This is a genomic window from Salinivibrio sp. ML290 (assembly GCF_001995695.1).
GTDB lineage: Bacteria > Pseudomonadota > Gammaproteobacteria > Enterobacterales > Vibrionaceae > Salinivibrio > Salinivibrio siamensis.
The window spans coordinates 119,383-141,952 of the sequence record NZ_MUEY01000004.1; the positions used below are offsets into that span (position 1 = coordinate 119,383).

Here is a 22,570-nt window from a genome sequence, read left to right on the forward strand (position 1 = left end):
GACTCAACACGCTATATGCCAGCGCCATCATTCAAGTCATCTTCGTGCAATCCACATTCGCGTTTTAAGCCAAAAAAGCGTGTTTGTTCATCTCGCATACCTGGCTCCAAGCGCTGGGTGGTATGCACATCCCCTACCGACACATAGCCTTGGTCTCGCAAGGGATGATACGGCAAATCATGCTCGCGCAAGTAGTCGTCCACCGCTTGGTTCGACCAATCAATCACGGGCAAGAACTTAAATACTCCATGCTGGACACTGAGTATCGGCAGATTGGCGCGAGAGTCTGATTGACCCCGGCGCAATCCCGACAACCAGGTGCCGGCGTTTAGCTCTCGCAACGCGCGCTTCATCGGCTCGACTTTGTTGATGTGATTGTATTGGGTGATCCCCTCCACCCCTTGCTCCCACAGTTGGCCATAACGCGCTTCCTGCCAAGCGGGGCTAAGTGCGGCGCGATACACCCGTAAGTCCAAATCCAACCTTGTGGTTAAGATATCGATAAACCTATAGGTCTCTGCAAACAAGTAACCCGTGTCGGTTAAAATCACTGGAATATCCGACTTCACCTGGCTGACCAAATGCAGCATCAATGCCGCTTGCACCCCAAAGCTCGACGAGAGGACAAACTGCCCTTCAAGGTGCTCTAACGCCCAGGCGACACGCTCAGATGCCGAGAGTGCCTCCAAGGTGGCATTCACCTCCGCCAATGCCAAGGCTTGCTGACTTTTATTCATCGCGGCAATGTCAGCCAAGGCTAACGTCGCGTTAGGTTGAACGGTTTCAGGCATAAAAATCCCTCTTAGATACATGCACGGGGGCAATCACCTCGCGGCGGATCAAGAAATCACCAAAGTGCTCACCCGCTTCGCGCTCTGTCGCCCAGCGACCAATCAACTGATCCAATTCTTCAAGGATCTGACGATCGGTGATGTTCTCTTTGTACATTTTGGGGATCCGGGTACCTTCCCAATTCCCACCTAAATGCAAGTTATAACGACCCGGCGCTTTACCCACCAACCCCACTTCTGCCAACATGGCGCGGCCACAGCCGTTCGGGCAACCGGTTACACGCAGTACAATCGGATCATCTTGCACCTGATGTTTTTGCTGAATTTTCTCCACTTCCGTGACAAAGTCCGGCAAGAAGCGTTCGGCTTCAGCCATCGCCAGTGGACACGTTGGGAAGGAGACACACGCCATCGAGTTGGTGCGCTGCACACTGTGTTCGTCATCAATTAAACGGTAACGGCGCGCTAACGCCTCAATCTCGTCTTTTTGCGCTTCCGGGATCCCCGCGATGATCAGGTTTTGATTCGCGGTCATGCGGAAATCGCCCTGATGAACTTTAGCTATCTCCGCCATGCCGGTTTTGAGTGGTTTTTCTGGCGTATCACGCAAACGACCATTTTCGATAAACAGGGCGAGGTGGTATTTACCGTCAATGCCTTTGGTCCAGCCTAAGCGATCGCCGCGTCCGGTAAAGGTATACGGGCGGCTTGGCGCAAAACTCACACCGGCGCGCTTTTCCACCTCCGCTTTGAACACATCCGCACCAACGCGATCAAGTGTGTACTTGGTTTTCGCATTTTTACGGTTTGAGCGGTTTCCCCAATCACGTTGGGTGGTGACCACGGCTTCCGCGATCTTCAGTGTATGCTCAAGCGGAATAAAGCCAAAGTCATCCGCGCGACGCGGGTAGGTGTTGGTATCACCATGGGTCATCGCCAGCCCACCACCAACGAGGACGTTAAAGCCGACAAGCTGTCCTTGCTCGGCGATGGCGACAAAGTTGAGATCGTTGGCGTGCACATCCACGTCGTTTTGTGGCGGGATCACCACCGTGGTTTTGAACTTACGTGGCAGATAACGCTCACCCAAAATCGGCTCTTTGTCTTGGCTGCCTTCGACTTTTTCACCGTCGAGCCAAATCTCTGCGTAAGCGCGGGTTTTAGGCAGCAAGTGCTCGCTTATCCGCTTTGCCCAATCATAAGCTTGCTGATGGAGCTCTGACTCCACCGGGTTGGACGTACACAATACGTTGCGGTTCACATCCCCAGCGGTGGCAATCGAGTCAATGCCATACTCATTCAAGGTCTGGTGCATGAGCTTGATGTTAGGCTTAAGGACACCATGAAATTGAAAGGTTTGTCTGGTGGTCAGGCGAATACTGCCATAGAGCGAGCTTTCACGGGCAAACTTATCAATCGCCAGCCATTGCTGGGGCGTAATGATCCCGCCCGGCATCCGCGCACGCAACATCACATTGTGCAAAGGCTCCAGTTTTTGTTTTTGTCGCTCGGCACGGATATCGCGATCATCTTGCTGATACATACCATGGAAGCGGATCAGCTGGAAATTATCATCCGTGAATCCGCCAGTGATCGGATCATCCAAGTCTTGATCAATGGTGCCACGCAAGTAATCACTTTGCTCTTTCAAACGCTCGTTATCAGCTAGTGGGCCCAGTGTATCGCCCGCAAATTTCTGCTCACTCATTAGTACACATCCCTTTGATAGCGCTTATCTTTGCGCAATTCATTAATAAAGGCTTCCGCTTGCTCACGGCTTTGCTGGCCCTGTGTTTGGGCTATCTCGATTAAGGCTTCATGAACATCTTTCGCCATTTGATTGGCATCACCACACACATAGATGTAAGCGCCGTTCGATAGCCATTGCCATACCGCCTCAGCACGCGCGAGTAACCGGTGCTGGACATAGATTTTCTCAGCCTGATCGCGGCTAAAGGCCACATCCATCCGCGTCAGCAGGCCAGATTTAAGGTATTGCTGCCATTCAACCTGATAAAGAAAGTCGTCGGTAAAGGTGCGATCGCCAAAGAACAGCCAGTTATCACCCTTTGCCTCTCGTTGCTCTCGCTCTTGCAAGAAAGCACGAAATGGCGCAATGCCAGTACCGGGGCCAATCATAATAATGGGGGTGTCATCGCTGGTTGGCAGCTTGAAGTTATCATTGTGCTCAATAAACACTTTGACCGTCTCGGCTGCCTCAGCGCGGTGGGCGAGAAAGCTCGATGCACCACCTTGGCGTGATTCTCCGCTCTCATGCTGATAATCCACCAGCCCGACGGTAAGGTGCACTTCGTCCTCCACTTCCGCTTGGCTAGAGGCGATCGAGTACAAACGCGGCGTGAGCCGACGCAATATCGATTGAAATTGCTCGACATTCAGGTTGATGTCCGCCAGTGCCAGCACATCAATCAGTTGAGTGCGATTAGCAAACTCGCGCAATGCGGCTTTGTCTTCCGTCAATGCGGTAAGTGTATCGCTCTCAGATAACGCTGCCAGCGCACTGACCTGCTGTGGGTTAGAGGCGGTGATCTCATAGTGGGCAATTAGCGCGTCTCGCAACGAGAGGTTATCACCGTCGATATCGACGGTTTCATCGCCACGCAGACCCACCTTGGCGACGATGCTGTCCACCAGTTCGGGATCATTTTGATACCACACCCCCAAAGCATCGCCTGGCTGATATTCAATGCCGGATTCATCCAGATCCAGCTCAACATGATAAACCGCTTTATCTGAGCCTCGTCCGGTAATGCGCTGGCAGGTGAGTAGCTCAGCGGTATAAGGCGACTGTTTGGTGTATTTTGCTTGCGCAGTGGCTTGATGAAGCGGCACTACCTGCGCATCACCACTGGCCTTAAATTGTTGCTTCACCTCGGCTAAGGTTTGCTCTCGCCAAGCACTGGCCGTGGCTTCATAATCCACATCGCAATCAAGGCGGGCGACCATCGGCTTAGCGCCAAGCTTTTGCAAAAAGGCATCAAAGTCTTTCCCCGTCTGGCAGAAGTACTCATAACTCGAGTCTCCCAAGCTCAAGACGGCATAATGAAGATGATCCAGTTTGGGGGCTTTTTTCGATTGCAAAAATTCATGTAACTCAATGGCGTTATCGGGCGGCTCGCCTTCACCATTGGTGGAAGCAACAATCACAAGATGGGTTTCTTTGCCCAGTTGCTTGCCTTTGTAGTTATCTGCTGCAACCAATTTGGCCGGGATCCCAGCCGCTTCCGCTTCCTGATGCAGCGCCTCCGCCACGCCTTTAGCATTGCCGGTTTGTGACGCATACAAAATGGTTAGGGTATGGTTGGGGGCAGAACTGGCTTGTGGCATAGCATTGGGTGCCGCCGCTTCACCAGCAGGTGTTTGGCTTAACCCCCAAAAATAACCACTGATCCAGGCCAGTTGCTGCGGTGACAACTCCGCCACTGCTTGTTGCAACTGGCCTATCTGCTGATCATTGAGCGGGCTGGTTAACCCGGAGAGATCCTTGAGTAACATGGTGACGACATTCCTTGCTAACATTGCGTGAATGCTAGCGTACCCTCACCAATTAATAACAATAAAGAATAGATGTGAATGTTTTATAACTTTTTGTAAGGTAGGTGCGCAGCGGTGTGTCATTGAGCGGGAACATAACGTTAGTCAGCAATACGAACTTGCTGAAAACCAATCTCAAGCGCATTCAACGTCGCTTGGTCAATATCGGTAAAGCATTGTTCAATCCCTTCAGCATTGGTAAGCGCCATTAAACCACCACCGGTGTGGCGGCACTCAACAACCCACCCCTCGCTATCTAACGAAGGCTCAACAACCGCCTCAATCAAAAGCTGCTGACGGTATAAAGCACGTAGCTGTTCGGCTGTCATGATGCTTTGCCCACTGAATTGGATCACTTATTGAGTTTAGTCTCAGATAAGCAAAGCTGCCATGCAGGAGGCTTGATGAGCAGAGGCGATGTTGTCACCGCCTCCGCATTGAGGTGGTCTCTATTAAAAGAAACCCAATGGATCAATGTCGTAGCTAACGAGTAAGTTCTTCGTTTGTTGATAGTGACCCAGCATCATTTTGTGTGTCTCTCGCCCGATCCCTGATTTTTTGTAGCCGCCAAAGGCGGCATGCGCCGGATAAAGGTGATAGCAGTTTGTCCAGACCCGCCCTGCTTCAATCGCACGTCCAACACGATAGGCGCGGTTCATATCACGGGTCCAAAGCCCTGCACCCAACCCGTACTCGGTGTGGTTGGCAATCGCTAAAGCTTCCGCCTCATCTTTAAAGGTGGTCACCCCAATCACCGGCCCAAAGATCTCTTCTTGGAACACCCGCATATTATTATGGCCCTCCAGTAGGGTCGGCTGCACATAATAGCCGCCGCCCAAATCCTGGTGACTACCGCCAATTAATACCTTCGCGCCCTCTTCTTGCCCGACCTTCAAATAGCTCATGATCTTATCAAACTGTTCGTCTGATGCTTGCGCCCCGACCTGGGTCTCGGTGTCGAGCGGGTTACCCTGTTTTATCGTGCCTGCGCGCTCAATCACGCGTGCGATAAAGTCGTCATAGATACTTTCCTGGATCAGCGCGCGCGACGGACAGGTGCACACTTCGCCTTGGTTGAAAAAGCCAAGCAACAGGCCTTCTACCGCTTTATTGATATATGCTTCTTCTTGCTGCATCACATCTTCAAAATAGATGTTGGGGGATTTACCGCCCAGCTCAACGGTTGAAGGAATGAGGTTTTCTGCCGCGCAACGTAGAATGTGATGACCCACTGGCGTAGAGCCTGTGAACGCCAGTTTGGCAATCCGAGACGACGTCGCAAGCGCTTGGCCCGCCTCTGCGCCATAACCATTGACCACGTTAACCACACCAGCAGGCAGCAGATCGCCAATCAACTCCATCAATAGCAAGATGGTCGTCGGGGTTTGCTCGGCCGGCTTGAGTACCACGCAGTTGCCCGCCGCCAAGGCCGGCGCAAGCTTCCATGACGCCATCAGTAAGGGGAAGTTCCACGGAATGATCTGCCCCACAACACCTAAAGGCTCGTAAATATGATACGCCACTGTACCCGCATCCAGCTCCGCCGCAGTACCTTCTTGGGCGCGAATACAACCGGCAAAGTAACGGAAATGATCGGCGCAGAGAGGAATATCCGCCGCCAAGGTTTCACGTACCGCTTTACCGTTTTCCCAGGTTTCCGCCACGGCGAGCATTTCGAGGTTCGCTTCAATCCGATCCGCTATTTTTAACAAAATATTGGCCCGATCAGTGACAGAGGTTTTGCCCCATGCGTCTTTCGCGCGATGCGCCGCATCCAGTGCCAGATCCACATCGTCGCTACTTGAGCGCGGCACTTCAGCAAGGGTTTCGCCAGTGCACGGTGACGTATTGGCAAAATACTGCCCTTTCACCGGCGGCACCCATTCACCACCGATAAAGTTTTGATAACGCGACTTAAAGCTAACCACTGACCCATCTGTTCCTGGTTTTGCGTAGATCATACTCTTTCCTTATTCCGTGTTTGAGTAGATGGCGGAGCACGTACTGCTCTCTCCTTGCCGTTATTGCTCAAAAAGCGTGGCAGAGATTTTATTGGCTGGGTATTAGGCGAAAGTCGCAGTGAGACATGGGCAACAGAAGCGAATAGGCAGAATCTTCAGGTATAAAAAAACCGCGCATGTGCGCGGTTTTTTACTCGTTGCCTTGACGCTCAACCGATTAAAAGTCGAGTTCTGCACCGACAAAGAAGCCAGTCACATCAAGCTCTCCGTCATTATTGTCAAAGTAGTCGAAGTCATGGTCGATCATGCGATAACCGCCTCGCACGTTCAAATCAGCGGCCACTAAACCTAACTGATATTGCAAGCCCGCTTCGGCATCCAAGGTGCTGGTGCCATCAAACTCGCCTTTGCTCACGGTGGCAAATACAAATAAAGGCGTGCCGACTAGACCTACACGTGCATCGGCATAAATGTTCGGTTGCCACTCGTCAAAGCTTTGCCCTTGAAACTTGCCAGATTGGAAACGCTGCATATTAATGCCCGCATCGACCGACACGAGATCGTTATCGAGAAACTCGTAATAGGCAACAAAGTCGATTTGGTCAAAATCAACATCAGGGTTATCCACGCTCACCGAGGTTTGGCGGATTTTCGCATTGGGGATCAATGGTAACGGATGCTCAATCGCCGCGTAATAAGAGCCAGCAGTGCTCGCATCATCGGCTTCTACATTATTGACGTCAGCATCCATAAACCAGGCATCCGCCCCTACTTTACCGCCTGCCAAGGTATCAGCCTGAGCGGGCATGGCCAAAAACGCAGTGAGCGCTGCGGCGGCAAGCGTCATTGAAGTGGTTTTCATGAAACTCTCCACATTGTCGATTAAAAAAGGTCGTCACGCGGAGGCGGCAAAGCCATGCCTTGTCGCCGATTGCTTAGAATGATAGCAAGCTTTGTGCCGAGGTGAAGAGAAAAACCCGCAACGGCGTGTGTTTGCTGTGTCGACGCGCAAATTTTGTGCGCTTAACGGCGACGGAATCGTGCCCAGCGCTTTTCGTTGATAATCACTTCAGGCTCACCTTTGCGGCTGCGACGCTGGCGTTTAACAAGCCACACAACCAAGGCGATCACCAACAGCCATGGTAGTAGCTTAAGCAGCGTACCTATCATCCCGGCCAACATCATCACGGCAAAGCCGGCCAGCATGGCCAGCACCATGCCCATGATGCTTACGCCTGTCATAAACAATACAACAGCAAAGCCAATCAGAAAGAGTATTTCGATCATTGCGATCTCCTTGTCTTGATAGCGAGACAGACTTTGCAGGTTTCAGGCCAATTTGTCACTCTATATTTTCTCATTAATTCAATGGATTACAGCGTTGCCTTCAGGTCTCCATGAAGGTGCGGTTATATTTTCACCAATAATTGGTGCTTTTCACCGGTTCAGGCATCAAGCCATTGCTCAGGGATATGGCTCATTGCGGTGGTCAGTACCTCAACACCCGCACCCGGCTTGTGCGCATTCTCGCTGATATAGCGGCGCCATTGCCGCGCGCCTGGCATATTTTGGAACAGACCTAACATATGGCGGCTAATATGGTTGAGTTGCGCCCCTTGAGTGAGCTGCTGTTCAATGTATGGGAACATCGCCTCGACTGCTTGGCGACGTGTAATGCGAGGGGTTGTCTTGCCAAATAAACGCTGATCGACCTCGGCCAACATAAACGGGCTCTGATAAGCTTGGCGGCCGACCATCACGCCATCAAGATGCGCTAGGTGCTGTTCCGCTTCCTCAAGGCTTTTCACCCCGCCATTGATGGCAAGTGTGAGGTGCGGAAAATCTTTTTTAAGCTGATAAACACGCGGGTAATCCAGCGGCGGGATCTCCCGATTTTCTTTAGGACTCAGCCCTTTTAGCCACGCCTTACGTGCATGCACGGTAAACATATCACAACCACTCTTTTCACTGACGGTACCCACAAAGTCAGTCAAAAATTCGTAGCTGTCTTGCTCATCAATACCAATGCGGGTTTTCACCGTAATAGGCACATCGGTCACTTCGCGCATGGCAGCCACACTCTGCGCCACCAGCTCAGGCTCGGCCATTAAGCACGCCCCAAAACGCCCGTTTTGCACCCGATCCGACGGGCAACCAACGTTGAGGTTAATTTCATCATAACCACGCTCAGCCGCCAGCTTGGCGCATGTTGCCAAGTCCGCCGGATCCGATCCCCCCAGCTGCAACGCCACCGGATGCTCCTGTTCGTTGTAGGCAAGGTAATCGGCCTTACCATGAATGATCGCGCCTGTGGTGACCATCTCAGTAAACAGCAAAGTGTGTTCTGATAGTAAGCGATGAAAATACCGGCAGTGGCGATCGGTCCAATCGAGCATGGGCGCTACAGAGAAACGCTGCATCACCGTTTTAGGCGTCACATCAGGGCTGGCGGCGGTTTTGCTGGGGTTAGTCATGGTCTCGAATCTCTGCAATTACGTTGAACGACGGTCATTTTCGACAGGCGGACGCGGATTATACACATTGCACCGGTAAGATTTAAGCAGAACAGGTGAACGTGAAGGGTTTGAAATAGAAACGGGTGAGAATACGAACGCGGCTATAATGACCTAAAGTAGATGGCGACCCTTTTCTCCTAGCGCTGCTGCGAAAGCCGAAAGTATTTTTCTGCCACTAAGTAGCTGATCACCGCCTCTTTTTGTCGGTCGCGAAATTGGTTTACCCATTGATGAGCATTGTTGATGATCGCTTGTGCTTCATGCGGATGGGTGAGGTAGTAGTCGATGACTGCCTCTAGGTTGGAAAAATCGGCGTTGACCTCGGCATAGTGGACTCCAGGGATTAATTGGCCCTCCATAAACCAAGTTTCATATTCCATTGGGGGTGACAAGCAAAGCGAGTTAGAGGACATGATCCATTTTAAGTTGGTGGCAACGTCTTTCCCTTCCACACTGAGAATAAACTTATGCTGTAGCTGCGCTTGCGGTGTCAGCGGGGCTTTTCGATAGGCTTGGTCAGTATCATTCGCGGGGCGTGTATCCCCGACATCAATAGTTGGATGCGTGTAAAAGCGCTGAAGAAGCTGGCGGCGCTTGTGATTGAAGCAGCGCCCACGCCATACCGCGCTATCGCGTTTTTGCCCAAACGGCACGGGATCATTAATAAATTGGAAGTGACGCACCGCGTTGAGCTTGAGCAGGACGGCATTTTGATTGTCGCCATGAATCGGTCGGCTTTTCACGAATGCTGGCGTGGGCGGCGGTTGTGTCACATCGCCGCCTAAGTAATGCAGAAACCAACCATTTGGGAACCAGCGCATTACCCGCAATATATCGAGAAAATATACCGAGCCTTGATCTTGTCTCACACGGCCCGTCTGATGATCGCAATATTGCTCAGACAAACAAAATGGCGCATTCAAACGGTTATAGTAGCTGACGCGCTGGTCGATATCGGATTGATGTTGCTGATAAGTGGGGAAAAGTTTCCTGCGCATCCAAGTGCGATACCAATCATTAGGGATCGCATTGAGTGCCAAGTTATAACTATAGTAGCGGAGTTTATTCACGGCCTTGCTCCGTCAATCCATATGCAGGAAAGCCTAGTTGAGCAAGATGACGAGGGTATGAAATGGGCGAGAGAGCCGAACGAGGTGCTCTCTCGCGACAAGACTTATTCGATGGTGAATTTGCCTTTCATCACAGTCCAGTGGCCTGGGAATGAGCAGAAATAGGTTAAGTCTTTGCCTTGCAAACCTTCGGTTGAGAAGGTGATGGTGGTGCTTTCACCGCCGCCAATCAGCTTAGTGTGTGCCAAGATGCGATCGTCGCCTTGTGGCAGATAGTCGTTATCTGCGCCGGCACCGGCGCCTTTCATGGCGATATCTTGCAGGTTAGACGTTTCCGACAGCACCCAGTTGTGGCCCATAGAGGTCACAGGCATTGAGCCTTGATGCTCCAGCGTTAACGTGACTTCGCTGCAGCTTGCTGGTACGGACAACGATGACTGGTCGTAGGCCATTTTATCGCCGGTGGTGACAGTTAACTCACACTCATTGGCAGCCGCTTGCGTTGAAACAGACGCGAACGCCAGGGCGGCGAGGGCTAACAGTTTTTTCATCGGTACATACTCCTATTATGGATGTAAAGGTATGTTTTTAATGCCTGTGGCACGCTGTCATCATACTGACATGACAGCGCAAAACAGTTAGCCGATTCAAAAATCGACTGATTGGTTTTTATTTTTACTTCTATCATTACTGTAGGGTAACTGATCGCGATCAAGTGATATTGGACTACCTATTTACACTTGTGGCAAAGCGCATAGGATGACGATAGGTGGGGTGCGATGTTATACAGCTATGGTAATATAACTGACTGACTGTTAGCACTTTGAGGCGCTATGACCAACACCACTGGGTTACTGCACCGCGCACAGCAGCTTTGCGAGCAACGCGGCGTGCGATTAACGCCGCAGCGGACGCGCGTTTACGAGATTATCGCCAACTATTCACGTGCGATCACCGCCTATGAGCTGCTAGACGAGCTGCGTGAAACAGAGCCACAAGCCAAACCACCAACGGTTTATCGTGCGCTAGACTTTCTGTTAGCGCAGGGGTTTGTGCATAAGGTGGAGTCAACCAATAGCTATATCGCTTGTTGTCATCTTGGCCACCAGGGGCACTGCTCCCAACTGCTCATCTGTGATCAATGCGGCACCGTGGAAGAGTGTCACACTGAGGAGCTTTCTGAGGCGTTGCGTGAAAAGGCGCAAACAATGGGGTTTGAGGTCCAACATCACGTGATTGAAACCCATGGTACCTGCGCACAATGCCTAGCTCACTAATACTGAATTGATTAGGACGGACATTCTTTATGGAAGCACAATTCGTCAACCCGTTTCTTACTTCACTGATCAATGTGCTACAGACGATGGCACAGCTGGAAATCCAGCCAGAGAAGCCTCACTTGAAAAAGTCAGAGATCGCCAAAGGGGACGTTTCTGGGTTAATTGGCATGGTCGGCCCACAGACTAAGGGCTCCTTTTCCGTCACCTTTGATGAAGATATGGCGCTTGAAATCATGCAGCGTATGCTTGGAGAGCGGTCCGAGTCGATTGATGAAGAAGTGACGGATATGGTCGGTGAGATCACCAATATGGTGACAGGTGGTGCGAAGCGTATTTTGTCAGAAAAGGGCTTCGAATTTGAGATGGCGACCCCTGTGGTCGTATCCGGCAAAGGCCATACCATCAACCACAAAAGTGATGGGCCTGTGATCATCATGCCATTTAAATCCCCGCACGGCACTGCCTTTATTGAGATCTGCTTCGATCACTAAACGGACATACGTCGCAAGCGATCAAGCGCTGAGCCAAAGGCGATAGCTCACTAGGCGGCCTCCAATGATTGGCCCCAAAAATATAAAAACGCCGCGATAACCATCGCGGCGTTTGACTTTCTCAATCACGGTTCCGCTCAGCTTAGGCTTGGCGCCACTGCTTAAACGCGTTGATCAGGCCATTGGTTGAGCTATCGTGGCTTTCGACCTGCTGCGCATCACCGAGCTCAGGCAGAATGTTACTCGCCAGCTGTTTACCGAGCTCAACACCCCACTGATCAAAGCTGAAGATATTCCAAATCACCCCTTGGGTGAAAATCTTGTGCTCATACATGGCAATCAGCGCGCCGAGTGTATAAGGGGTAATTTTCTCCACCAAAATCGAGTTGGTTGGACGGTTGCCTTCAAACACTTTAAATGGCGCAATCGCAGCCACTTCTTCAGCTGATTTGCCCGCTTGCGTCAACTCAGCTTCGACTTGCTCACGGCTCTTACCAAAGGCTAGCGCTTCCGTCTGGGCGAAGAAGTTCGCCATCAATTTGGCGTGATGGTCGCCAATCGCATTATGACTGTGCACTGGAGCAATGAAGTCGCATGGGATCAACTTGGTGCCTTGGTGGATCAGCTGGTAGAAAGCGTGCTGACCATTCGTGCCTGGCTCGCCCCAGATGATAGGCCCTGTTTGGTAGTCAACCGGGCGACCATTGCGGTCGACATACTTACCGTTTGATTCCATATTGCCTTGCTGGAAGTAAGCCGCAAAACGGTGCATGTATTGGTCATACGGTAAAATAGCTTCTGATTCCGCCCCGTGAAAGTTGTTGTACCAAAGACCAATCAGTGCCAACAAAACCGGCATGTTCTGTGCCATCGGCGCGGTTTTGAAGTGATTGTCCATTTGGTGCGCACCATCAAGCAGCGCGACAAAGTTGTCGTAACCTACACCCAAGCAGATAGACAGACCAATCGCCGACCATAGTGAGTAGCGGCCGCCAACCCAATCCCAGAACTCGAACATGTTGGCGGTATCAATACCAAAATTCGCCACGGCATCGGCATTGGTTGATAGCGCGGCAAAATGCTTCGCCACCTGGGTCTCATCCCCTGCTGCATTCATAAACCAGTCTCGCGCCGTGTGTGCGTTGGTCATGGTTTCTTGGGTGGTAAAGGTTTTTGACGCCACCAAGAACAAGGTGGTTTCCGGGTTAAGATCTTTTAACGTCTCAGCCATATGGGTGCCGTCGACATTAGAGACAAAGTGCAGGTTAAGGTGATTCTTATACGGCGCCAACGCTTCAGTGACCATATAAGGACCCAAGTCTGATCCGCCGATACCAATATTCACCACATCGGTGATCGCTTTACCGGTATAACCTTTCCATTCGCCACTGATCACGCGCTCGGAAAAAGACTGCATCTGCGTCAGTACCGCATTAACCTTAGGCATCACATCTTCGCCGTCAACCATCACAGGCGTGTTGCTACGATTACGTAGTGCTGTGTGGAGAACCGCGCGATCTTCTGTACGGTTGATTTTCTCACCGCTAAACATTGACTCAATCGCTTCAGCTACCCCGGTTTCGTCGGCGAGTGCCAATAACTTGGTCAGCGTTTCTTCGCTGATCAAGTTTTTGGAATAATCCAACAGAATGCTGTCTTCGAATTGCGTTGAGAAGTGGGCAAATCGCTCTGGGTTATCAGCAAACAGATCAGCCAGTGTGTAGTCCTGCGCTTCTTCAAAATGGGCGGTCAGTGATTGCCACGCCACGGTCTGAGTGGGATTCGTTGTCTTTAGCATCATGTCATCCAAATCGCGTTGTGAGTGCTGCTGTGGGTATCACAGCAGGCAAGGATCCTGTATAACGTCAGCACCACCACGCTGTACGCAGCGGTCATTGGTGTAATATTACATAATCATGGCTCGATTCTCACATCTAATCGCTGTGAGTAGGTTGCGATCAATCATAGAATAGTTGGATCGCCTGTGAGCCAACAGCATACGATAAAGATCACAACAAGGATTGCTTATGTGGTATCAAACTGAGATTCGTCTGCGTGCTCGGCCGCGCGGGTTTCACCTGATCACCGACGAGATCGTGCACGCGCTACCCATGTTGGGCGACATGGATGTAGGTATGGTGCAAGTGTTTATCAAGCACACCTCGGCGAGCTTAACCCTCAATGAAAACGCCGACCCGACCGTGCGCCAAGATATGGAGGCGCACTTTAATCACTCAGTACCTGAGCGAGCGCCTTATTATCGCCACACCTACGAAGGGGACGATGACATGCCAGCGCATATCAAAGCGTCATTGTTAGGCGCAAGCGTCACGGTGCCCATCAGCCAAGGTCGGCTGAATTTAGGCACGTGGCAAGGGATTTATCTGGGCGAGCATCGCGATGAGGGCGGCATGCGTACCTTGGTAGTGACCCTGCAAGGCGCACCACAAGCCAACGTCTAGTCTCGCTGGCCAGCATGCGTTTCGATAAGGGGGCGGGGCCTAACCCGCCGCCCGCCGCTCAGAGGTGGTGGTCAGGTATTGGCGCGGCACTCGGCCGGTCACTTGGCACACGAGCTCATAGCCGATGGTATCGACCAAGCGGGCAATGCGCTCGACGGGAAGCTCGGGCCCCCATAACACCGCCTCATCCCCCACTTTGTCAGTGGCATCTGGCCCTAAATCGACCGTGATCATATCCATCGATACCCGCCCAGCAAGTGGCACTTCGCGGCCATTCAACCAAACAGGGGTGCCATCGGGCGCCAGTCGTGGGTAGCCATCGCCATAACCGATGGCTATCACACCAATCAGCGTATCGCGCTCGCTACGCCAGCGCGCGCCATACCCTACCGGCTCACCGGCTTTTAGCTTGCGAACGGCCATCACCCTTGAGGTTAAGCGCATCGCCGGTTTTAAGCCCAGCTGTTCACCCGTCAGTTCAATCCGCGACGAAATACCATATAGGCAAATGCCGGGTCGCACCCAATCAAAGTGACTTTGCGGCCAAAACAAGGTTCCCGACGACGCCGCCAGTGAGCGTTCACCCGGCAGTCCTTCTGTCACCTGTGTGAAGGTGTCTACTTGCGCTTGCGTAATGGGGTTATCCATTTCATCGGCACAACCAAAATGACTGAGAAAGCCGATGTCAGGCGCCACATTGTCACACGCTGTCAGGGCAGAGAGCGCGTCTGGTACTTGGTCCGGCTCGAAACCTAAGCGATGCATCCCTGAGTCGACCTTTAACCACACGGGTAACGGCTCACTCAGTGCCGCGTTAGTCAGCATGGTGACTTGCTCATCACAGTGCACCGTGGCGGTCAGTTGGTGTTCAACCAATAGCGGCAGCTCGTCGGCTTCATAAAAACCTTCCAACAAAACAATAGGCAAGCGTATACCGGCCTGTCGTAACGTCAGTGCTTCTTCAATCCGTGCCACCCCAAAAGCATCGCTATAAGGCGCAAGTGTGGAGGCCACTGAGACCAAACCATGGCCGTAACCATCCGATTTAACCACTGTCATCACTTTGCTATTGGGCGCTTGGCGACGCATCACCTGGATGTTGTGTATCATCGCCTCCGGATCGATAACGGCTTTGGCCGCATTCGTCATGATAAAAGGATTACTCGTCATCAAACGCCGGCCCTGCATAATTATCAAATCGCGAATACTGCCCTTGGAAAGTCAGTCGTACTGAGCCAATCGGGCCGTTACGCTGTTTACCAATCAGGATTTCTGCAATCCCTTTCATCGCACTTTCCGGGTTATAGACTTCGTCGCGGTAAATAAACATGATCAAGTCAGCATCCTGCTCAATGGCACCCGATTCACGCAAATCCGAGTTAACCGGGCGTTTGTCGGCCCGTTGCTCCAACGAACGGTTAAGCTGTGATAGCGCCACCACAGGCACATTCAGCTCTTTCGCGAGCGCTTTGAGGGAGCGGGAGATCTCGGCAATCTCAAGAGTTCGATTCTCTTGCAAGCCAGGAACACGCATTAGCTGCAGATAGTCGACCATGATCATGCTCACCCCACCATGCTCACGGGCAACACGGCGCGCGCGTGAACGCACATCCGTCGGCGTCAGGCCGGAGCTGTCATCGATGTACATGTTCTTTTTCTGCATTAAGATCCCCATCGATGACGAGATACGCGCCCAGTCTTCATCATCAAGCTGACCGGTACGGATCTTGGTTTGGTCAACCCGTGAGAGCGAGGCCAACATACGCATCATCAGCTGTTCAGCTGGCATCTCGAGCGAGAAAATGAGTACCGGCTTTTCTTGATCCATCGCCGCGTTTTCACACAGGTTCATCGCAAAGGTGGTTTTACCCATTGAAGGACGAGCCGCCACGATCACAAGATCAGAAGGCTGCAAACCTGCCGTTTTCTTGTTCAGATCAGTAAAGCCGGTCGATACGCCCGTGACCCCATCTTGTGGGGTTTTGAAAAGCTCTTCGATACGCTCAAGGGTTTTACTGAGCACCGAGTCGATATGTTGCGGCCCTTCGGTCTCACTGGTTCGTGACTCAGCAATCGCAAACACCTTGCTCTCCGCCATATCGAGCAGATCTTCTGACGTGCGTCCTTGGGTGTCATAGCCGGCATCCGCAATTTCATTGGCTACCCCGATCAGGTTACGAACCATGGCTCGTTCGCGGACAATATCCGCATAAGCGACAATATTCGCCGCACTTGGCGTATTTTTAGCCAACTCAGCCAGATAAGCAAAGCCGCCTACATCATCCAAATGACCCGTTTTTTCTAAGTGTTCAGATAAGGTGATTAAGTCAAGCGGCTTGCCTTCATCAAGCAAAGACTTGGTGGACTCATAAATCAATCGGTGCGGACGACTATAAAAGTCATGGCCGACCACTTTTTCCGCAACCGCGTCCCAACGTTCGTTATCCAACATCAAACCACCCAACACAGACTGCTCGGCTTCGATAGAGTGTGGGGGCACTTTGAGGTTAGCGACTTGCTGATCTTTTGCGGGTTTACGATTGTCTGCCATAAAAACTCACCTATTGCTACTGGGGGTCATTATACCCGCTGTCCTCGCAGGACGCTGCCCCATACAGCATTTTTTTCCAAACGCTGAATAAGTCCCCGAGATTTTAACTTAAATTTGACCGCCTAGGAGGCCAGGACACCTAGGATAAGGCGCGATATTGTCAACAGGTGATTCACGATGAAAGTGCCGTCCCTCTTCCTTGTGATGTCCACATTATATATCCCTTTTAGCCACGCCACGGAGACCACGTCATCCCCTTGGCAAAGTGATTTGTCGTTAGGACTGCAACAGTTAAGCGGCAATGCCGATTCACAAACAGTCAACGGGGAAGTGAATGGCCAATATGATGGCGAACAAACACGTTATCAAGCCAGCGCGAGCGTGCTACAAGTGGAAAAAGATGGCGAGGAAGATAAACGTAAAACAGAATTAGAAGCCCAAGCAAACCGTGGTATTAGCGCGCGCAGCTATGTCTTACTGAACGCTACCTATGTCGCTGACCGCTACGGTCCCTATTACGATGACTTTATGTTGGCCACAGGGCTTGGCCACCAATGGTGGCAAAGTGACACCTTCCAACTCAGCACGGAAGTGGGGCCAGGGTATCGCTACCAGCGTCCCAATCTTGATGAAATCGACGATGACGATCTCATCATGCCTTACTCGGTTCGCGAGCCGGTGATTCGTGCACAGGCTAAAGGAGAGTGGCAACTGGTCGACAGTGTCAGCTTAGAGGGGAGAAGCATTGTAATCTCGGGCGCCAGTAATACCAGCGTGGAAGCTGCCGTCACTCTGGCTTCTACCATTACCGAAAAGCTTTCGATAAAAATAACCAGCAAACACAACTATATGACGGATGTGCCACCAGGATTGAAGCACCACGACAGCGTGCTAACCGTCGGCCTCCGCTATCAGTGGCTATAAAAAAACCAGCCCGAGGGCTGGCTTTTTATCAACGTTTTGATGCGCGATTAAGCAGCAACAACGTTTACTTTTACGGTTGCGAACACGTCATAGTGCAGCTGTACGCTGATTTCGTACTCACCAGTGTGACGCAATGCGCCCTCTGGTAGACGCACTTCGTTTTTCGCAATTTCAACGCCTGCTGCAGTCACAGCATCAGCGATGTCACGGGTACCGATAGAACCAAATAGTTTACCTTCATCACCCGCTTTAGACGCGATTTCAACCGCTTCTAGTGCTTCAACTTTTTCTGCACGCGCTTGAGCGGCTGCCAGTTGCTCAGCAACTTTCGCTTCTAGCTCAGCACGACGTGCTTCAAAGTGTTCGATGTTGGCTTTGGTTGCCATAACTGCTTTACCCTGAGGGATAAGGAAATTACGCGCATAACCAGATTTAACAGTTACCTGATCACCTAGGCCACCCAGGTTACCGATTTTATCAAGTAGAATAACTTGCATTCTTCAATCCTCTCTAACTTGGACAGTTCCGATTACTGATGCTTGTCAGTGTACGGCAGCAGGGCCAGGTAACGAGCGCGCTTAATAGCACGAGCCAGTTGACGCTGATACTTAGCACGAGTACCAGTGATACGGCTAGGTACGATTTTACCTGATTCGGTAATGTAATTTTTTAGAGTCGCTACATCTTTGTAGTCGATCTCTGTAACGCCTTCTGCAGTGAAACGGCAGAATTTACGACGACGGAAGAAACGTGCCATGGGCTTATCTCCTGATCTAAATGTCTATGATGTTGTCGGCATGCAATACCCATTTACCCTCGCCTTGTCGGCTGGTTTGGTAGGCGAGAAACCCGCTTACCTTGATATGGCTGCCTAAAACTAAATTTTGCGTTTGTTGTGTTGACACTTGCCCACTGGCTACCACAGATAAGCGACAAAACACTTGTCGAGGTAGGTCAGCTTCAACCTGCGTGGAACGGTGCTCTAACACAAAGTGACAGTGCGGAATTCCTGCAGGACTTTGGCGACGGACCGGACCTTTACTGATAACACCAGCAAGCTCCAACCGATTGGTCATCACAGCAATTACTCAGCTGCGTTTTCGCCTTCAGCTTGCGCTTCAGCTTTTGCTTCTGGTTTCGCTTCTGGGCGCTCTTCACGCTTAGCGGTACGCTCTTCTTTAGCCTTCATCATGACAGATGGCTCAGTGATAGCGTCTTTGGTACGCATGATCATGTTACGGATCACCGCGTCGTTGAAGCGGAACATGCTTTCCAGCTCGTCAATCACAGCCTGCTCAGCTTCTACGTTCATCAGAACATAGTGTGCTTTGTGCAGCTTGTTGATTGGGTAAGCCAGTTGACGACGGCCCCAGTCTTCTAGACGGTGGATTTGACCGCCTGCATCTTTGATAGACGCAGTGTAACGCTCGATCATGCCAGCAACTTGCTCGCTTTGATCAGGGTGCACCATGAATACGATTTCGTAATGACGCATTGAGTTGCTCCTTACGGATTAATCAGCTTCCACAATTGGCTCGGTCGTCCAGCGGAAGCAAGGAACGAAAAGTAAAAGACCGAGAATCAGGCGCGAGATATTACAGAATTGCAGCGGCATAAGCAAACAGATTTTCTCTTTATCCGCTTTTCTTTCTGTCACCGTGTCACCACAACGTCAAAAGGCCCTCGCTGCGTTACTTATCGGAACACGCGCCTTATCCTCCCCCTTTACAACATAGAATGTGCGCACCACTTAATTCGCTCAAAACAACAACCTACTGATAACATTCTCCGTGACATAGACCGAAAAAGCATGACAAATCGCAAAAAAATCAAGAAATCAAGCCTGCAAACTGTCAAGTTTGTTTAATTTTCAACCGACATCACGCTATTAATGCGCTTCTTTTTTATCGATAATTAATTTCTGAACCCGCGCTCAAATTATTACACCTTCGCCTCCATTTCTTGGCATTCATTGCCCAATATAACCACTTTGTTGCCTAGACTTGACCTGAAAGTCGGTTTTTTAGTGCAAAAAGCGTAGGGAAGGACGCATCAATCGCTAACTGTATTGATGAAATTCGCTTCAAAAATTTTGGGAGCAAAATATGAAACTGATGACGCCATCACGTGCCGTCGCGCTAGGTTTGGCGGGGCTCGCGTTAACTAGCCCCAGCGTGCATGCTGCGGTTGATTGCCAGCCTCTGCCCGATTGGCAGAATGGCAATACCTACACCAAAGGGAATCAAGTCAAAGCGGACAATACCGCCTATGAGGCAAGGTGGTGGACGCAAGCCGATCCTGCCACTCAGTCTGGCGAGTGGAAAGCATGGAAAATCCTCGGCCAGTGCGCGGGCAGCGTTAACCAAGCCCCTACCGCAACCTTAACCGTGTCACCGTCTGGACCCGTTGAGGTTGGCGACACACTCACCTTCACCCTCGCCGGGGCCGATACGGATGGCACAGTGACCTCATTCGTACTCTCACAAGGCGACACTGTCTTATATGAAGGTGCAGAAGCGACCACCATTGACTGGCAAGCCGAACAAACGGGGCGCTTTACGTTTAGTCTCACCGTGACCGACGACAAAGGCGCGACCGATACCCAAACATTGCAACAGGTAGTGGGGGATGACCAAACCGGCGGCGATGAGTATGCCTGTCGTCCGGCTGGTTTATACACCACCCCAGATGTCGACGTGCCATATTGTTCGGTGTATGACGAGAACGGCCTTGAAGACATGGGCGCCGATCACCCTCGCCGTGTTATCGGCTATTTCACCAGCTGGCGAAACGGTGCCAACGGCCAGCCCGCTTATTTAGTCAGCGATATTCCTTGGGAAAAGATTACCCACATTAACTACGCCTTTGCTCACGTCAACGCGGACAACCAATTGTCTATCGGCGATCCCAATGCACCCGATAATCCAGCGACCCAGATGACCTGGCCGGGCGTGGCCGGCGCAGAGATGGATCCAACCCTGCCGTACAAAGGCCACTTTAACTTGCTCAACAAGTATAAAAAGCAGCACCCCGACGTGAAAACGCTGATCTCCGTGGGTGGCTGGGCCGAAACTGGGGGCTACTTCGGTGAAAACGGCGAGCGTATCGACAGTGGCGGTTTCTACACCATGACCACCAATGCCGATGGCAGCGTCAACCAAGCAGGCATTAAGGCTTTCACCGACAGTGCCGTCGCCTTCTTGCGCCAGTATGGCTTTGATGGTCTAGACATTGATTATGAATACCCATCGTCAATGAAAGACTCGGGGCATCCGGACGATTTCGAGTACTCTAACCCACGTCGGGCGCACTTGAATAAATCCTACCAAGTGCTGATGAAATCGCTACGTGAAGCGCTCGATAAAGCCAGTGCACAAGATGGCAAGCACTATATGCTGACCATCGCCGCACCGTCATCGGGTTACTTATTGCGCGGGATGGAAACTTTCCAAACCACCCAATACTTAGATTACGTCAACATCATGAGCTATGACCTACATGGGGCATGGAATGATCATGTTGGCCATCAAGCGCCACTGTATGACACCGGCGAAGACTCAGAGCTTAAACAGTGGAATGTCTACCAAACGCCTGAATTTGAGGGGATTGGTTATTTAAATACCGACTGGGCAGCAACCTATTTTATGGGCGGTATGTCACCCGGCCGTATCAATATCGGTATCCCGTATTACACCCGCGGCTTTAAAGACGTACAAGGCGGCGATAAAGGCCTTTGGGGACGCGCACCACTGCCAAACCAAAGCGAGTGCCCAGCCGGCACCGGTGTCGGTGAGAAAAACAAATGCGGCAACGGTGCAGTTGGGATAGATAACCTTTGGCATGATGTGGACGAGCTCGGCAACGAAGTGCCTGCTGGCTCTAATCCTTTGTGGCATGTGAAAAACCTGCTCGACGGCAAACTACCGGCCTATGCCGCGAAGTACGGGCTCGACCCTGAACAAGATCCTAGCGATCGCCTCACCGGTAGCTATCAAGCTTATTACGATGATATCGCCAAAGCGCCATGGGTTTGGAACGAGGAAAAAGGCGTATTCCTGTCGATGGAAGACGAAACCTCGATGGCCGAAAAAGTCGACTACGTGATCAATAAAGGTCTAGGCGGGGTGATGTTCTGGGAGCTGGCGGGGGATTATCGCTATGATGATCAGCGTCAAGCCTACTTTATGGGCGATACCCTGACTTCGCTGGCGTACCAAACCTTTAACCAAGCTGGCAGCGACTACTCACTGCAACGTGGCGATGCCAACTTCCAAGTGCCAAGCGAGCAAGTGGATGTCACCTTTGACGCGCTGAACTTCCCAGTGGGCGATGACAACTATCCTATTCGCCCCACGTTCCGCTTTACCAACCACTCGGATCTGGACTTATCGGGCGCCACCATCAGCTTTGATGTGCCCGTGTCTACCTCGGCCATTTTTAAATCTGACTGGAACGCTCAGAAAAAGCTACGCATGGAAGTGGTCCGTGATAGCAGCAACGCCAGTGGCAACAACATCGGCGGGTTTGATGCCACGCACCATCGCTTTGCCATCACCCTGATTAACGAATGGGGCGGCATTGAGCAAAGCTTTAAGCCCGGTGAAACCTTGGATGCTCAGGTGATGTATTACATGCCGATCACCAACCCGACCAATATCACCATCGAAAAAGATGGCCAGCGTTATGCGGTGAAGCAGGAGTATCCAAGCCTTCCGCCTGCGCTACCCGGTAGCACCAGCCAAAGTGGCGGAGAGTCTCAGTGTCCCGGCGTCGATGTTGCCAGCCTGAGTACCTACCCTAACTGGCCTAACGGGGGCAACCATGCCAGCGGTGGCGACCAACTTATCTACCAAGAGGCGGTATGGGAAGCCAAGTGGTGGACCCAAGCGGCACCCGGTGGTCAAGCTTGGCGCCAAGTCTGCAGCCTCTAATCCATTTCTGGTCTTGAATGCGGGGGCTGCGTGCCCCC

The 22,570-nt window shown here is 51.6% G+C and carries 22 protein-coding genes; 5 read left to right on the forward strand and 17 right to left on the reverse strand.

All coding sequences use genetic code 11. The features are described from left to right. Window positions 1-11 precede the first annotated feature (11 nt). The 10 genes from BZG23_RS05735 to azu all read right to left on the reverse strand — a co-directional run bounded on the left by BZG23_RS05735 (window position 12) and on the right by azu (window position 10,444). A complete protein-coding gene (locus tag BZG23_RS05735; RefSeq protein ID WP_077606406.1) occupies window positions 12-791 on the reverse strand; it encodes a phosphoadenylyl-sulfate reductase in 780 nt (259 codons plus the stop codon). Continuing rightward, window positions 784-2,499, reverse strand: a complete 1,716-nt coding sequence (gene cysI / locus BZG23_RS05740; RefSeq protein ID WP_077606407.1) for an assimilatory sulfite reductase (NADPH) hemoprotein subunit — start codon at window positions 2,497-2,499, stop codon at window positions 784-786. Before cysI ends, BZG23_RS05735 begins: the two co-directional genes overlap by 8 nt. Then, window positions 2,499-4,307: an assimilatory sulfite reductase (NADPH) flavoprotein subunit gene (locus BZG23_RS05745; protein ID WP_077606408.1), complete on the reverse strand. Its 1,809-nt coding sequence runs from the start codon at window positions 4,305-4,307 to the stop codon at window positions 2,499-2,501. The genes cysI and BZG23_RS05745 overlap by 1 nt, the downstream gene beginning before the upstream one ends. 140 nt (window positions 4,308-4,447) lie before the next feature. Then, entirely contained in the window at window positions 4,448-4,675 is a 228-nt protein-coding gene (locus BZG23_RS05750; protein WP_046074318.1) for a hypothetical protein, read from the reverse strand. A 123-nt stretch (window positions 4,676-4,798) separates the two neighbouring features. After that, entirely contained in the window at window positions 4,799-6,307 is a 1,509-nt protein-coding gene (gene exaC, locus BZG23_RS05755; RefSeq protein ID WP_077606409.1) for an acetaldehyde dehydrogenase ExaC, read from the reverse strand. A 217-nt stretch (window positions 6,308-6,524) separates the two neighbouring features. Continuing rightward, on the reverse strand, window positions 6,525-7,169 hold the full coding sequence (locus BZG23_RS05760; protein WP_046074319.1) for a TIGR04219 family outer membrane beta-barrel protein: 645 nt from the start codon (window positions 7,167-7,169) through the stop codon (window positions 6,525-6,527). Window positions 7,170-7,330: 161 nt separating this feature from the next. Continuing rightward, complete coding sequence (gene pspG / locus BZG23_RS05765; RefSeq protein WP_046074320.1) at window positions 7,331-7,594, reverse strand: envelope stress response protein PspG; 264 nt, start codon at window positions 7,592-7,594, stop codon at window positions 7,331-7,333. Window positions 7,595-7,752: 158 nt separating this feature from the next. Continuing rightward, a complete protein-coding gene (gene dusA, locus BZG23_RS05770; RefSeq protein ID WP_077606410.1) occupies window positions 7,753-8,781 on the reverse strand; it encodes a tRNA dihydrouridine(20/20a) synthase DusA in 1,029 nt (342 codons plus the stop codon). Between the two features lie 179 nt (window positions 8,782-8,960). Then, on the reverse strand, window positions 8,961-9,893 hold the full coding sequence (locus BZG23_RS05775) for a glycosyl transferase family 90 (protein WP_077606411.1): 933 nt from the start codon (window positions 9,891-9,893) through the stop codon (window positions 8,961-8,963). Window positions 9,894-9,997: 104 nt separating this feature from the next. Continuing rightward, window positions 9,998-10,444 (reverse strand): azurin, encoded by a 447-nt coding sequence (gene azu, locus BZG23_RS05780; protein WP_046074360.1) that lies wholly within the window; start codon window positions 10,442-10,444, stop codon window positions 9,998-10,000. 282 nt (window positions 10,445-10,726) lie between these two features. Between azu and zur the strand changes: the two genes are divergently transcribed. Beyond that, window positions 10,727-11,170: a zinc uptake transcriptional repressor Zur gene (gene zur, locus BZG23_RS05785; RefSeq protein WP_046074361.1), complete on the forward strand. Its 444-nt coding sequence runs from the start codon at window positions 10,727-10,729 to the stop codon at window positions 11,168-11,170. Between the two features lie 29 nt (window positions 11,171-11,199). Further along, a complete protein-coding gene (locus tag BZG23_RS05790) occupies window positions 11,200-11,664 on the forward strand; it encodes a chemotaxis protein CheX (protein WP_046074362.1) in 465 nt (154 codons plus the stop codon). Window positions 11,665-11,806: 142 nt separating this feature from the next. Here the strand turns inward: BZG23_RS05790 and pgi are convergent, their stop codons facing one another. Beyond that, window positions 11,807-13,462, reverse strand: a complete 1,656-nt coding sequence (gene pgi, locus BZG23_RS05795; RefSeq protein ID WP_077606412.1) for a glucose-6-phosphate isomerase — start codon at window positions 13,460-13,462, stop codon at window positions 11,807-11,809. 229 nt (window positions 13,463-13,691) lie between these two features. Here pgi and BZG23_RS05800 point away from each other — a divergent pair, with 229 nt between their 5' ends. Continuing rightward, window positions 13,692-14,126 carry a secondary thiamine-phosphate synthase enzyme YjbQ gene (locus BZG23_RS05800; protein WP_046074364.1) on the forward strand — a complete coding sequence of 145 codons (435 nt, stop codon included), beginning with the start codon at window positions 13,692-13,694 and terminating at the stop codon, window positions 14,124-14,126. A 39-nt stretch (window positions 14,127-14,165) separates the two neighbouring features. Here the strand turns inward: BZG23_RS05800 and alr are convergent, their stop codons facing one another. Beyond that, on the reverse strand, window positions 14,166-15,296 hold the full coding sequence (alr, locus tag BZG23_RS05805) for an alanine racemase (protein ID WP_046074365.1): 1,131 nt from the start codon (window positions 15,294-15,296) through the stop codon (window positions 14,166-14,168). After that, complete coding sequence (locus BZG23_RS05810) at window positions 15,286-16,677, reverse strand: replicative DNA helicase (RefSeq protein WP_077578833.1); 1,392 nt, start codon at window positions 16,675-16,677, stop codon at window positions 15,286-15,288. The genes alr and BZG23_RS05810 overlap by 11 nt, the downstream gene beginning before the upstream one ends. A gap of 177 nt (window positions 16,678-16,854) precedes the next feature. Between BZG23_RS05810 and BZG23_RS05815 the strand changes: the two genes are divergently transcribed. Continuing rightward, window positions 16,855-17,601 carry a DUF481 domain-containing protein gene (locus BZG23_RS05815; protein WP_077578834.1) on the forward strand — a complete coding sequence of 249 codons (747 nt, stop codon included), beginning with the start codon at window positions 16,855-16,857 and terminating at the stop codon, window positions 17,599-17,601. Window positions 17,602-17,648: 47 nt separating this feature from the next. Here the strand turns inward: BZG23_RS05815 and rplI are convergent, their stop codons facing one another. From rplI to rpsF, 4 genes are read right to left on the reverse strand one after another with little or no spacing between them, the layout of a single operon-like run. Then, complete coding sequence (gene rplI / locus BZG23_RS05820) at window positions 17,649-18,098, reverse strand: 50S ribosomal protein L9 (RefSeq protein ID WP_046074368.1); 450 nt, start codon at window positions 18,096-18,098, stop codon at window positions 17,649-17,651. A gap of 32 nt (window positions 18,099-18,130) precedes the next feature. Next, on the reverse strand, window positions 18,131-18,358 hold the full coding sequence (gene rpsR / locus BZG23_RS05825) for a 30S ribosomal protein S18 (RefSeq protein WP_021023493.1): 228 nt from the start codon (window positions 18,356-18,358) through the stop codon (window positions 18,131-18,133). 16 nt (window positions 18,359-18,374) lie between these two features. Next, window positions 18,375-18,677: a primosomal replication protein N gene (priB, locus tag BZG23_RS05830; RefSeq protein WP_046074369.1), complete on the reverse strand. Its 303-nt coding sequence runs from the start codon at window positions 18,675-18,677 to the stop codon at window positions 18,375-18,377. Window positions 18,678-18,685: 8 nt separating this feature from the next. Next, entirely contained in the window at window positions 18,686-19,096 is a 411-nt protein-coding gene (rpsF, locus tag BZG23_RS05835; protein ID WP_046074370.1) for a 30S ribosomal protein S6, read from the reverse strand. Between the two features lie 610 nt (window positions 19,097-19,706). Between rpsF and BZG23_RS05840 the strand changes: the two genes are divergently transcribed. Next, window positions 19,707-22,532 carry a glycosyl hydrolase family 18 protein gene (locus BZG23_RS05840; RefSeq protein WP_077606413.1) on the forward strand — a complete coding sequence of 942 codons (2,826 nt, stop codon included), beginning with the start codon at window positions 19,707-19,709 and terminating at the stop codon, window positions 22,530-22,532. The last annotated feature ends 38 nt before the right edge of the window (window positions 22,533-22,570 follow it).